Below are 12,636 nucleotides of genomic sequence, written 5' to 3'. Positions count from 1 at the left end.
AAACGGCGATGAGCGACCAGGCAAAAGACGAACGCGCGCCCGAGGAAATTGAAGCCACTGAGGCGGCGGCGGGCGAACGTACCGAAGGCAGCGTCGACGGTGACTACGAGGCGCTTGTGCGGCTGCTGAAGGAAAACGAGGAACTGAAGGATCGCGCCCTTCGCGTTGCCGCCGAGATGGAGAATTTGCGCCGCCGCACCGCGCGCGACGTGCATGACGCGCGCACCTACGCGGTCGCCAATTTCGCCCGCGACATGCTGTCGGTGTCGGACAATCTGCGCCGCGCGCTCGATGCCGTCCCGGACGAGGCCAAGGCCGCGGGCGACGCCGGTTTCAAGGCGCTGATCGAGGGCGTCGACCTCACCGAACGCGCCATGCTGTCGGCACTGGAGCGGCATGGCGTGAAAAAGCTCGCGCCGGAAGGTGAGAAGTTCGACCCGAACTTCCATCAGGCGATGTTCGAGGTACCCAATCCCGAGGTTCCCGCCGGCACCGTCGTCCAGGTGGTGCAGCCGGGCTATTCGATCGGCGAGCGCGTGCTCAGGCCGGCGATGGTCGGCGTCGCCAAGGGCGGCCCCAAGCAGGCGGCGGCCGAAGCGCCGGTCGAGCCGGGACCGGTGAATGAGCAGGCCGAGAAAGATGCGTGAGGTAGGGAATAGGCAGTAGGCAGTAGGCAGTAGGCAGTAGGCAGTAGGGGAATCAAGGCGGTCGTATTGCGCGGCTTCGTGTTATTCATACTCCCCAGTTCCTAATCCCCTACTGCCTGATCCCTACTGCCTCATGTCCTTGAACCCGATCGACCTCCTCGACTACGCCGGTGTCGCCGTCTTCGCGGCGAGCGGGGCACTTGCGGCCTCGCGCAAGCAGCTCGACATTATCGGCTTCCTGTTCCTGGCCAGCGTCACCGCCATCGGCGGCGGCACGTTTCGCGACGTGATCCTCAACCTGCCGGTGTTCTGGGTCGGCAACTCCAGCTATGTGCTGATCTGCGCGGTGGTCGCGGTGCTTGTCTTCTTCAGCGCGCACCGGGTCGAGTCGCGCTGGAAATTGCTGCTTTGGCTCGACGCCATCGGCCTTGCCGCCTTTTCGGTGATGGGCGCGGCCAAGGGTCTGGCGATTACCGGGTCGCCGGTCGTCTCCGTTGTCACCGGCGTGCTGACGGCCACGTTCGGCGGCATCCTGCGCGATCTGCTGGCTGGCGAGCCGTCGGTGCTCCTGAGGCCGGAGATCTACGTCACGGCCGCCCTTGCGGGTGCTACGCTGTTTACACTCGGCGATCTTGCCGGACTGCCGCCGCTGGCATCCGGCCTGGCGGGCTTTGCCGCGGCATTCCTGGTGCGCGGCGGCGCGCTCAAATTCGGCTGGGCCTTTCCGTCCTACAAGAGCCGGCCCGGCCGGAGGCCGGAAGATATTCCGTGAAAGAGTAGGTAGTGAGTAGTGAGCATTGAGTGATTGGTGCGTTCTACCGACTACTCACTATTCGCTACTCACTACTCTTAGGCGGCGAAGCGCTGGGCTTCCCCGCCATAGTAGTTGACGTAGCGGGCGCCGATCTCCTTGACCGGCATGACCACGAACACGTCGACGGTCGAGAATTCGTGATCGATGACGCAGCCGTCGCCGATGCGGGCGCCGACGCGCAAATAGCCCTTGACCAGCGGCGGCATCGCCGCGATCGCCGCCTTGGCGTTGACTGCCTCGATCGGCATCAGGTCCATCGAGCAGTAGCGGCCGGCGACTGCCCGGACATCCCAGGCCGAGTCGGTGCGGCAGTGATGGGCAAGATAGGTGAGCGCCTCGGCATGCGCCGCCGGCACGACGCCATGGAACGAGGCGCAGCCGGTCATCACGCCGATGCCGTAATGGTTGATATACGCCCAGATGCCTTGCCACAGCGCCTCGATGGTGCGCTTGGAGCGATACTGCGGCAGGACGCAGGAGCGGCCGAGTTCGAGGAAGCGCTGGCCGGGGTGGCGGGCGATCAGCTTGGTCAGTTCGAACTCGCCTTCGGAATAGAAGCCGCCGGCCGTCGCCGCGATTTCCTGCCGCAGCAGCCGGTAGGTGCCGACGATGCGGCGGTGCTCGGGGCCGGCAAGCGAAGTGTCGAGGACAAGCAGATGATCGCAGAGCGGGTCGAAGCGATCGGCGTCGCGACGATCCTGCGCCTGGAACAGATCCTTCCTGGCGCCAAGCTCGTCATAGAATACCCGGTAGCGCACTTCCTGCGCGGCGGCGATTTCGGCCGCATTGCGGGCGAGCCGCACTTCGAGATTGCCGATACGACCCAGAGGTGCCCCAGTTGCGACGGCATCGGCGGTCCGCGCGGCGAGCATGGCGCCGCCGGCGTTCGGCCGAGTGTCACATTCAGGCATAACTGTATGCACGAGTGATTCTCCTTCGAGCCATCCCTCTTGGCACGGGGATACGGTGTAGGTGCAACAGGATTGTGACAGTACCGTGATACGGCGCGACGGGCAATACTTCGTCGGCTGGCGAATACGCTCAACCGGCTACGTTTACGTGATGAGAGACGGCCGACGCGGGCGTCAGGCCGCGACCTGACCCTCGACGGCATGGACCAGGGCGTCGGGGTCAAGAGGCTTGGTGACGAAGCCGCTGGCGCCGTGGGCGAGCACCGCGTGACGGGTCTTTTCCTGGCTATCGGCCGACAGCACCATGATCGGAACCGGCGGCACGGCCATCTCTTCTTCATGGCGGCGGATGGCGGCTATCGCGTCCAGCCCGTCCATGACCGGCATATGCAGGTCCATCAGCACCACGTCGAAGCGGTGCTTGAGCCCGGCATCGGTGATGGCCTCGACGGCGGCCTTGCCGTTACCGACCACCTTGACGCGGTGCCCGGCCTTGAGAAGCGTGGCGCGGGCAAGCATGGCGTTGATGTCGTTGTCTTCGGCGATCAGCACCGACAGGCCGTGCTCGCGGCGACCCGCGCCGGCGCGCACGGGCGGGGCGCCGTGCTTGTCCGATTTCGGCTGGGGCAGGACCGGCGCATGGCTGGTCAACAGCACGCGCAGCAGCGTCTCGCCGCGCACCGGCCTGGCCAGGAAGGTGGCATAGCCATTGGCGCGGAACTCGCCAAGCATGCCGCGATCGGTCGGCGCGATCAGCGTGATCGCCTCGCAATCGGCAAAGCCGTTCTGACGCAAGCGCTTGAGCAGGCGTCCATCGCTGTTTTCCATCGCCGCATCGACCAGCAGCACGTCGCAGCCGGCGGCGAAAGGTGTCGCCTGGGCAAGCGTCGTCGCCAGATCGACCGCGCCGCCGTGGGCGCGGATGGTGCGGGCGATGGCGTCCGCCTCGATCGCGTTCTTCGAAACGATCACGGCACGGCGGCCGGCCAGGATGCTTTGCCGGTTCTGCGGCGGCTCAGTTGCCGCAGTGGCGGGGAGCTCGAAGACGAATTCGGATCCCTCGCCAAGCCGGCTCGACACCGAGATCGAGCCACCCATGGCTTTGGCCAGGCGCCTTGAGATGGCGAGGCCGAGGCCGGCGCCGCCATGCACCCGGGTCGAGGTGCCGTCGGACTGCTCGAACTCCTCGAAGATACGTTCCATGTCCTCCTCGCGCAGGCCGGGACCTGTGTCGGTGACGGTGAAACAGATACGGTCGGTGGTCTCGGTGCGCGCCCGCGCTACGCTCACCAGCACGCCGCCGGTGTCGGTGAACTTGATGGCGTTGCCGATGAGGTTGAGCAGCACCTGGCGTACCCGGCCGGGATCGGCGGTGATCATCTGCGGCACGTCGAGCTCGACATGGCAGCCAAGCCCGATGTTCTTGCCGAAGGCGCGCGCCGCCATGAGTTCGATGATGTTGTCGGCGATCTCGCGCAGCGATGTCGGCTGCGGTTCCGGGTCGAAACGGCCGGCCTCGATCTTGGAATAGTCGAGCAGGTCCTCGATCAGCGCCAGCAGGGCGCTGGCCGAGGTCGAGACGGCGCCGACATAGGTCCGCTGCTCGGGCGACAGGTCGGTGTCGACCAGGAGCTTGGCCATGCCCATGATGCCGTTCATCGGCGTGCGGATCTCATGACTGACGGTGGCCAGGAAGCGCGACTTCGCCTGGCTGGCATATTCGGCCCGCTCGCGGGCGGTGATCAGCGAGGATTCGGCGCGCTTGCGTGCGGTGATGTCGCGGGCGATCGCGCGATGCGAGACGGCGCCGTTGTCCTTGTCGCGTACCGACAGCTCGATCCATGAAAACCAGCGCGGGCCACTCGGCGTGCGAATTGCGACGTCGGTGGAACTCAGGCAGTCGTGATCCGAGAAGGCGGCGTCGGGAACGATGCCGACATCGATGCCAAGCTCGGACAAGGTCTTGCCGGCAAGGTGGCGCTGGTCGATCTCGACGAGATCGGCGAAAACCTTGTTGGCATAGACGATGTTGCCGTCGCGATCGCGATGGACAACGAGATCGCCGAGTGCGTCGATCAGCCCGCGGAAGCGCTCCTCGCTCTCCTGCATCTCCCACATGCGGTCGGCCAGCGTCTCGATCTCGGCGCGGCTGCGGGCGGCGGTCTCGTCGAGCAGGGCCGCCGTGCGGCGTTCATTGCGCTTGGCTCGCAGGTGCATGCCGAGACCGGCCAGGCCGGTCGCCAGCAAACCGATGGTGACGAAGATCGGTGCGCCGGTCAGGTGAGCCAGTCCAGCCAACACGGCGGTGGCGACGATGGTCAGGAAGGGTAGGCCTTCGGGGTTGGCCGGCGGCGATGCGGGTGCCAGCGGCGGCGGTGCGACAAGCAGCCGCTTTGGCGCCTCGGGGCCTGGCCCGTCGACGCCTTCGGCACTGCCCGGAGCTCTGATGCCGGATTCCGCGATCATGCGGAAAGCCTTGCCATAGAGAGATTATGGAAGATTGCGGCGGATCATTCGAATTTTAGCGGTCGCGCCGATTTGCCTTGTCAGCGCTGCATATCGACCACGACGCGGCCCCTGATCTTGCCGTCGACGATGTCGCGCGCGGCCGCGACAATACCGTCGAAACCGATGGTCGTGGACAGCGTGGCGAGCTTCTTATGGTCGAGATCGGTGCCGATACGGCGCCATGCCTCGAGTCGGACCGGCTTAGGCGCCATGACCGAATCGATGCCGAGCAATGAGACGCCGCGCAGGATGAAGGGTGCGACGCTCGCCGGCAGGTCCATGCCGCCGGCCAGCCCGCAGGCGGCAACCGCGCCGCCATAGGACGTCATCGACAGAACATTGGCCAGCGTGTGGCTGCCGACCGCGTCGACGCCGCCGGCCCAGCGCTCCTTGGCCAGCGGCTTTGCCGGCTGGGCAAGCTCGTCGCGCGAGATCACTTCGGCAGCCCCGAGATCGATCAGATAGGGGCTTTCGGCATTGCGGCCGGTCGAGGCGATGACATGGTAGCCGAGGCTGGACAGGAGCGAGACCGCGACCGAGCCGACGCCGCCGGCAGCACCCGTCACCACCACCGGGCCGCGATCGGGCACGATGCCGTGCCTTTCGAGCGCGATGACGCAAAGCATGGCGGTATAGCCTGCCGTGCCGACCGCCATCGCATCATGCGGGCTCATGCCCTCAGGCAGCGGCACCAGCCAGTCGCCGTTGACGCGGGCGCGACCGGCGTAGGCGCCGAAATGCGTCTCGCCGACGCCCCAGCCGTTCAGGATGACCTTGTCGCCCTTGCGCCAGTCGGCATGGGACGAGGAGACGACGGTGCCGGCGAAATCGATGCCCGGCACCAGCGGCCAGCGGCGGATGACCGGCGCCTTGCCGGTGATGGCCAGCCCATCCTTGAAGTTGACCGTCGTCGCTTCGACCGCGACGGTGACGTCGCCTTCCATCAGCTCGGTCTCGGTCAGGTCGGTCACCGCCACCGACTGCTTTTTCTCTGCGTCGCGCGAAACGAGGATGGCTTTGAAGGTTTCGGACACTTTTTTCTCCTCGGAATTGCGATGCGCGGACTGTGCGGCGACGGCCCGGCGAGGTCAATCTTTCAAGCGAGTCGGGCGTTCAGGCGTCCGGCCCCTGGGGCTCGGCTTCGCGCCGCCAGCCGATCAGTTCGTCGAAGACGACCAGTGCCGCGCCGACCGAGATGAAGGCGTCGGCGAGGTTGAAGACGGCGAAGGACCACACCGGCGTGTGGAACAATATGTAGTCGATGACGTGGCCATAGACGGCGCGGTCGATCAGATTGCCGAGCGCGCCGCCGATGATCAGGGCAAAGCCGGTGCGCGAAAGGACATGGCCGGCCGGCGTGCGCGTCGCGAGATAGAGCACGAAGGCGACGACGAGGGCGGCAATGACCACCAGGCCGGTGTCGCCGAAGGACGAGAACATCGAGAAGGCGATACCGGTGTTGTAGGTGCGAAAGAGCGCCAGGAACGGTACCAGGTCGACCTTCTCCTGAAAGGCGAGGCCGGTCTCGACCAGTTGTTTTATCCACTGGTCGAGACCGATGGCGACGACGACCAGCACGGCATAGGGGGACCATGACTTCACGATTTGGTGTTCTCCGGCCCAAGCTTCAGCGCGCCGCGCCGGATCTCGAACAGCATGACGCCTGTCGCCACTGCGAGGTTGAGCGAATCGGCGCGGCCGGCCTGCGGGATCCTGAGCAACCGGTCGCAGCTTTCGGCCAGGCTGTCGGGCAGGCCCTGCTGCTCGTTACCCATCAACAGCAGCACCGGGCTCCTGGAGAAATCGACCGAGCGGTAGTCGACCGCGCCCTTCAGATGCGTTCCGGCGACGAGGCCGGAAAAGCTCTTTCGCCAGGCCAGGAAGGCTTCGGGCGTCGCCTTGGCCACAGGCACGGCGAAGATCGAGCCCATGGTAGCGCGCACCGTCTCGACGGAGAACGGATCGGTGGTTTCGCCGACCAGGATGACGCCCTTGGCGCCGACGGCATCGACGGTGCGGATGACGGTGCCGAGATTACCGGGGTCGCGCACCCGGTCGAGCGCCACCCAGACATCGCCGTCCCTGGCGCGGATGTCCTTCAGCGGCAGGAGTTTCTGGGCAAAGACGCCGACCACCATTTGCGGATTGTCGCGGCGGGTAATCGCCGTCAGCACCTTTTCGGAAACTTCGAGCACGGTGCCGCCGGCGGCGACGGTGCGCGCCGCGACCTTTTCGACCACCGCATTGCCGCGCCCTGCCTTGGCGAAGATCAGCGTCTTGATCGACCAGCCGAGGTCGAGCGCGTCGATGACCAGCTTGAGGCCCTCGGCCATGAAGGCATTCTGCTGGTCGCGGAATTTCTTCAAGGCGAGCGCTTTGATGTCCTTGACCAGCGGATTGGCGAGGCTGGTGACTTCCTTGACCTGCCCTGGCGCGCCTGCGTGCCGCTCGCTCATTCAGGCCACCCAGCGCGAAAACAGCGAGGTCGACAGCGCCCGGCCGGCGGATTTCTCGCGGATGATCAATTCGCCCGACTCCACCGTGCCGCCCATGCCGGCAAAAGTGTCGCGCATCAAGGCATGGATCGCGAAGAAGGAGGCGCGGATCGAATAGGCGGTCAGCACCACGGCCAGCGGTCTGGGCGTCAGGATCGCGCGGCAGAGATCGGTCAACCCAGGCAGATCCTCGAACAATTGCCAGACCTCGCCCTTGGGCCCGCGGCCATAGGCGGGCGGGTCGAACAGGACGATGTCGTAGCGGCTGCCGCGGCGCTCCTCGCGCTCGGCGAACTTCACTGCGTCGTCGACGATCCAGCGGATCGGCTTGTTGCCCAGCCCGGCCATCTCCTGGTTCTCGCGCGCCCAGCCGATCGCCTTCTTGGAGGCATCGACATGGGTGACCTCGGCCCCGGCGCGGGCCGCCACCAGGGAGGCAAGCCCGGTGTAGCCGAACAGGTTCAGCACCTTGACCGGCCGCTTCGCCGCCGCGATCAGGCCGGCCATATGATCCCAGTGCGAAGCCTGCTCGGGAAAGACGCCGACATGGCGAAACGAGGTGAAGCGGCCGAGATAGTCGATGCCGTCATGCTTCATCGGCCAGGTCTCGCCGAGCGGCGTCCGCGGGAAGCGCCAGCGGCCGATGCCTTCCTCGTCGGTATCGCCGGTGAAGATGGCGTCGGCACGGTCCCAGTCCTTCGCGGGCAGCGCTTTCTGCCAGATCGCCTGGCCCTCGGGCCGCACGATGCGATAGGGGCCATATTGCTCGAGTTTTTGGCCGGCGCCGCTGTCGAGCAGCGCATAATCGGTATTGGGCGCAACTTCGAGGATCAGCGGCAGCCGTTCGGCGGGCAAGACGCCGTCGCGGCGGGCAAGGATGCGCGGTGTGGGCTTCGGTTCGGACCGGTCCTGCGCTCGTATCTCGTTTCTTTCGTCAGGCTTTGGCGCCGGCTTGACCGGATGACCGCCGTCGCGTGGGCGTGACTGCTCCGTCCCGGATCTCGCAGGCTGGCGCGGGCGGTTGTCGCGGTTTCGGTCGCGAAAGGATTTCAAGAAAGGTCTCCGGAACGGCAGGCCGCTTTTGACATAGGGCCACCGGCTTCGCAACAAAATGGTCCGGCGATGCGATGGACCTCGCTCGAGGAAGCAGGCAAATCTGGGATCATGTCCCGCTCCGCACGCCTGCTCGACCTGATCCAGCTCCTGCGCCGGCATCGCCGGCCAGTGAGCGGGCGCACGCTTGCCGGCGAGATGGGCATCTCGATCCGCACGCTCTACCGCGACATCGCGACGCTGCAGGGTCAGGGCGCGCCAATCGAGGGCGAGGCGGGGCTTGGCTATGTGCTCAGGCCCGGCTTCATGCTGCCGCCGCTGATGTTCACCGATGAAGAGATCGAGGCCATCGTGCTCGGCTCGCGCTGGGTGGCCAAGCAGCCGGATTCGCGGCTGTCGGCCGCCGCCACAGACGCGCTGGCCAAGATCGCCGCGGTGCTGCCGGACGATCTGCGCGAGGAACTCGATGCCAGCACGCTGCTGGTCGGACCGGCCGCTGGCGCCGTCGAAGGCATAGATCTCAGCCTGGTGCGGCAGGCCATCCGCAATGAGCGCAAGCTCGGCTTCCTCTACCGTGACGCCGGCGGTGCGGCCTCCGAGCGCATGGTCTGGCCGTTTGCACTCGGCTTCTTCGACAAGGTGCGGGTCGTGGTGGCCTGGTGCGAGGCGCGGCAGGATTTTCGTCATTTTCGCGCCGATCGCATCTCCGGACTCAACGCCACCGATGTCCGCTACCCGCGCCGGCGGCAGGCCTTGCTCAGGGAATGGCGAACGACGCTGGATACGCCGCGGTCCCCGCCTGGCGGCTGATCCCGTCCGAACTTTTCGTGTTCTTCCAATCGGCTGCTGCCAGAATCTGACAGTGGGACTGCCTATGCTCCTCCAATCGAAACACTTTGGAGAGCAGACATGAACACCCCCAATTTCGTCATCCTCTATGTCGACAGCCCGGAGCGGAGTGGCGCCTTCTATGGCGCGTTGCTCGGACGCCAGCCGGTCGAGGCGTCGCCGACCTTCGTGCTGTTCGTGCTCGACGGCGGCTTCAAGCTTGGCCTGTGGTCGCGCCACACGGTGGAGCCGGCGGCCGCGGCGGCGGGTGGCGGCGCCGAGCTGGTCTTTGCGCTGCATACGCCTGATGCGGTCGACGCCGCCCATGAGAACTGGGCCGGGCGCGGCCTGAACATCCTGCAAAGGCCGACCGACATGGATTTCGGCCGCACCTTCGTCGCGCTCGACCCCGACAATCACCGGTTGCGGGTCTATTGGCTGAACGAGATAGGCCAGTAGGCAGTAGGGTTGGTGTTCGCCTATTGCCTATTGCCCACTGCCTAATCCTTGAGCGCTTTGTAGACCGCGATGCCGGCGGCGAGATCCTCGAGGGCTGCGCCGACCGATTTGAATAGCGTGATCTCGTCGACGCTCTGCCGGCCCTGCTTTTCACCGCGGGCCAGTTCATGCAGATCGGCGACGATGGCTTCCGGTTTCAGCACGCCGGAGGCCAGCGGCTGGACGATATCGCCGGCTTCCTTGGTGGCGCCGGCGCGGGTGTCGACATAGACGCGGGCGCGCTGAATGGCGTCGTCGTCGCTTTCGCGCATCGTCGGCGTGAAGCCGCCGACCAGGTCGACATGTGCGCCTGGTTTCAGCAGTGCGCCCCTGATCAGCGGCGCCGTCGTGATGGTCGCCGACGAGACAATGTCGGCCTCGCCGAGTTCGGCGTCGAGATCGCCGGCGGCGCTGGCCGGGAAACCCTCCGCGCGCAATTCAGCCGCGACCTTTTCGGCATTGGCCGGCGTGCGGTTCCAGATGCGGATGGTCTTGATCGGCCGCACCGCCGAGTGCGCCTTGGCGAGGAACGGCGACAGCGCGCCGGCGCCGACCACCAGTAGCCGCGAGGCATCCTCGCGGGCGAGGTAGGACGCGGCCAGCGCCGAGGCGCAGGCGGTGCGCCACTGCGTCAGCCGCTGGCCGTCGATCATGGCCTCGGGCTCGCCGGTCGCGCCATCGAGCAGGAGATAAAGCCCCATCACCGCGGGTTTGCCGATGGCATTGTTGTCGGGCGATACGGTGACGATCTTGACGCCGATATGGCCGCCCGCCGAGGTGCCGGCAGCGTTGAAATCGGTCCAGGCCGGCATCAGCAGCAACGTAGAGGCCGCACCATCGGGCCGTTCGATGGTGTGATGGTGACGGACCGGCTGCACGGCGCCGTCGCGAAAGGCACTGCGCAACGTCTCGACCAGTCCCTTGAAGCTCAGGGCATGGTCGACCTCGGCGGCCGAAATGGTCAGCATGAAAAACTCCGTGGAGCGAAAGGCACCAAACCGTGCTTCAGGCCGTCGGCTTCGGCAAAGCTGTCCCCTGGGCCGGCCCTTGCGGCGGCGCAGGGGCGCGGCTGACCGCCTGGCGCAGGTTCTCGGCCTCGACCCCGCGCTGGCGCGCCAGCTTGCGGTAGCGGCCCTGCTTAACCCAAGTCGCCAGGCTGCCGACGACCATGCCGACGGCGAGAGCCAGGAACAGAAAGATGAAGAGGGGCAGCGTGAGCGTCAGCGCCGGGTTGCCGGGATTGAACGGATCCAGCGTGAAGGCGACCAGTTCGCGGTTGGCGACGGCCAGCGCGATCAGGATGACGGCCAGCGGCACGAAGACCACGATGAGCATGAAGCGATTGAACATAAGGTTTCCTGTCGAAAGGCCGGGTTGACCCCGCGCGGCGCCTATTTGCCGCCGTTCAGCCTTTCACGCAACTCCTTGCCGGTCTTGAAGAACGGCACCCACTTCTCCTCGACCTCGACGGATTCGCCGGTGCGTGGGTTGCGGCCGGTGCGGGCGGGGCGGTTTTTCACCGAAAAAGCGCCGAAACCGCGCAGTTCGACCCGGTTGCCTTCGGCAAGGGCGTCGGTGATCTCGTCGAAAATGGCGCCGACGATGTTTTCGACGTCGCGCAGGAAAAGATGCGGATTGCGCGTGGCAATGATCTGCACAAGTTCGGATTTGATCATGAGAACGGTCCCCGTGAAAGCACTGCGGTCAAATTATGAGGATGATTTTATTTGCTTTTTCATCCGTCCCAAACGGCCCGTCAAGGGTGCCAGACCGAAACGAGACCGTCAAGAAACAAGCGATCCGCTCCAATTTCGTGGATCACGTCACCGCCGGCGTCGGGAAGGCCGAGCGCGCCGGCAATCGTCCTGGCCATTGTCTTGGAGAACAGGAAACTGCCACGCCCTTGCGTGTCCTTCCATTCCACCACCTTGAGCTTGGCGTCGACGCCCTTGGTCGCCAGCCAGTCGATCGCCTCGGTTTCGCCGCCGACGGCGTCGATCAGGTGGTTGGCAAGCGCCTGGCGGCCGGTGAAGATCGAGCCGTCGGCAAGTGCCAGCGCCTGCTCGCGGGTCATCTTGCGCCGTTCGGCGACGATGCCGACGAACCAGTCGTAGCTGTCGAGGATGAGCTTGCGGACCATGGCGCGCTCGTCGTCATTGGTCGGCTTGAAGGGCGAGGGCGAGGCCTTCAGCGGCGAGGACTTCACTTCCTCCAGCTTGATGCCGAGCTTGTCCATCAAGCCGCTGACGTCGGGATATTGGATCAGCACGCCGATCGAACCGACGATGGAGGATTTGCGGGCGACGATGTGGTCGGCGGCACTTGCGATCATGTAGCCGGCGGATGCGGCGAGCGTGCCGACCTCCGCCACCACGGGCTTGTCGGCGGCGAGCTTGCGCACCTCTTCGAAGATCGATTCGCCGCCGACCGTGGTGCCGCCGGGGGAATCGATCGACAGGATGACGCCTTTCACCTTCGCGGACTGGCGGATGGTTTCCAGCCGTTTGATCAGATCCTCGTCCTCGGTGATGGTGCCTTCGATCCTGACCTTGGCGATGTGGTCGACCGCCGAACCGGTGAAGTCGTCGCTGTAGACCCACGCCGACAGCGCGATCAGTGCGGCCGCCGCGACGCCGAGCGCGGCAACGCGCCAGAATGTCAGCTTGCGGCGCAAACGGCGGCGGTCGATCAGGTCGTCGGCTCTCAGTGCCATGGTCAGCCTCGCGGTCGGTGGGAAGAGATGCTTTTAAAGCAAGCGCCAACGCCCGGCTACCGTTTCCTGCGGTTTGCGCAGGACACAAGATTGTCTGCGGCTGCGAAGCAGCGTTTCACGAAAAATTAACGCTGCGTGTCCGTATCTGCTATGAAGTGCGGAAATTGTG

The 12,636-nt window shown here is 65.7% G+C and carries 14 protein-coding genes; 4 read left to right on the top strand and 10 right to left on the bottom strand.

Features of this window, described 5'->3' with window-relative positions:
- Nucleotides 1–8 precede the first annotated feature (8 nt).
- Complete coding sequence (grpE, locus tag A6B35_RS28960; RefSeq protein ID WP_006200406.1) at nucleotides 9–647, top strand: nucleotide exchange factor GrpE; 639 nt, start codon at nucleotides 9–11, stop codon at nucleotides 645–647.
- 139 nt (nucleotides 648–786) lie between these two features.
- Entirely contained in the window at nucleotides 787–1,419 is a 633-nt protein-coding gene (locus A6B35_RS28955) for a trimeric intracellular cation channel family protein (protein ID WP_040582133.1), read from the top strand.
- A 77-nt stretch (nucleotides 1,420–1,496) separates the two neighbouring features.
- Here A6B35_RS28955 and olsB read toward each other — a convergent pair whose 3' ends face one another.
- The 6 genes from olsB to A6B35_RS28925 all read right to left on the bottom strand — a co-directional run bounded on the left by olsB (nucleotide 1,497) and on the right by A6B35_RS28925 (nucleotide 8,428).
- Complete coding sequence (olsB, locus tag A6B35_RS28950; RefSeq protein WP_006200404.1) at nucleotides 1,497–2,372, bottom strand: l-ornithine N(alpha)-acyltransferase; 876 nt, start codon at nucleotides 2,370–2,372, stop codon at nucleotides 1,497–1,499.
- Nucleotides 2,373–2,546: 174 nt separating this feature from the next.
- On the bottom strand, nucleotides 2,547–4,838 hold the full coding sequence (locus A6B35_RS28945) for a PAS domain-containing sensor histidine kinase (protein WP_006200403.1): 2,292 nt from the start codon (nucleotides 4,836–4,838) through the stop codon (nucleotides 2,547–2,549).
- An 80-nt stretch (nucleotides 4,839–4,918) separates the two neighbouring features.
- Nucleotides 4,919–5,914, bottom strand: a complete 996-nt coding sequence (gene acuI, locus A6B35_RS28940) for an acrylyl-CoA reductase (NADPH) (RefSeq protein WP_006200402.1) — start codon at nucleotides 5,912–5,914, stop codon at nucleotides 4,919–4,921.
- A gap of 79 nt (nucleotides 5,915–5,993) precedes the next feature.
- Nucleotides 5,994–6,482: a signal peptidase II gene (gene lspA, locus A6B35_RS28935; protein ID WP_006200401.1), complete on the bottom strand. Its 489-nt coding sequence runs from the start codon at nucleotides 6,480–6,482 to the stop codon at nucleotides 5,994–5,996.
- Nucleotides 6,479–7,336: a TrmH family RNA methyltransferase gene (locus A6B35_RS28930; protein ID WP_006200400.1), complete on the bottom strand. Its 858-nt coding sequence runs from the start codon at nucleotides 7,334–7,336 to the stop codon at nucleotides 6,479–6,481. Before A6B35_RS28930 ends, lspA begins: the two co-directional genes overlap by 4 nt.
- Nucleotides 7,337–8,428 (bottom strand): RsmD family RNA methyltransferase, encoded by a 1,092-nt coding sequence (locus A6B35_RS28925; protein WP_006200399.1) that lies wholly within the window; start codon nucleotides 8,426–8,428, stop codon nucleotides 7,337–7,339.
- 111 nt (nucleotides 8,429–8,539) lie between these two features.
- On the opposite strand from A6B35_RS28925, the gene A6B35_RS28920 reads away from it, so the two are divergent.
- Together A6B35_RS28920 and A6B35_RS28915 are read left to right on the top strand one after the other, a co-directional pair.
- Nucleotides 8,540–9,238 (top strand): helix-turn-helix transcriptional regulator, encoded by a 699-nt coding sequence (locus A6B35_RS28920; protein WP_040582129.1) that lies wholly within the window; start codon nucleotides 8,540–8,542, stop codon nucleotides 9,236–9,238.
- A 99-nt stretch (nucleotides 9,239–9,337) separates the two neighbouring features.
- A complete protein-coding gene (locus A6B35_RS28915) occupies nucleotides 9,338–9,715 on the top strand; it encodes a VOC family protein (RefSeq protein WP_006200397.1) in 378 nt (125 codons plus the stop codon).
- 41 nt (nucleotides 9,716–9,756) lie between these two features.
- Here A6B35_RS28915 and lhpI read toward each other — a convergent pair whose 3' ends face one another.
- The 4 genes from lhpI to sppA form a co-directional block, all read right to left on the bottom strand.
- Nucleotides 9,757–10,722, bottom strand: coding sequence for a bifunctional Delta(1)-pyrroline-2-carboxylate/Delta(1)-piperideine-2-carboxylate reductase (lhpI, locus tag A6B35_RS28910; protein WP_006200396.1), 966 nt, complete (start codon nucleotides 10,720–10,722; stop codon nucleotides 9,757–9,759).
- 37 nt (nucleotides 10,723–10,759) lie between these two features.
- Nucleotides 10,760–11,104, bottom strand: a complete 345-nt coding sequence (locus A6B35_RS28905) for a DUF1049 domain-containing protein (RefSeq protein ID WP_006200395.1) — start codon at nucleotides 11,102–11,104, stop codon at nucleotides 10,760–10,762.
- Nucleotides 11,105–11,145: 41 nt separating this feature from the next.
- Complete coding sequence (locus tag A6B35_RS28900; RefSeq protein ID WP_006200394.1) at nucleotides 11,146–11,430, bottom strand: integration host factor subunit beta; 285 nt, start codon at nucleotides 11,428–11,430, stop codon at nucleotides 11,146–11,148.
- Between the two features lie 80 nt (nucleotides 11,431–11,510).
- Entirely contained in the window at nucleotides 11,511–12,467 is a 957-nt protein-coding gene (sppA, locus tag A6B35_RS28895; RefSeq protein WP_006200393.1) for a signal peptide peptidase SppA, read from the bottom strand.
- Between the last annotated feature and the right edge of the window lie 169 nt (nucleotides 12,468–12,636).

This window comes from Mesorhizobium amorphae CCNWGS0123 (assembly GCF_001686985.1).
GTDB lineage: Bacteria > Pseudomonadota > Alphaproteobacteria > Rhizobiales > Rhizobiaceae > Mesorhizobium > Mesorhizobium amorphae.
This window is presented reverse-complemented; position numbering and strand designations above follow the sequence as displayed.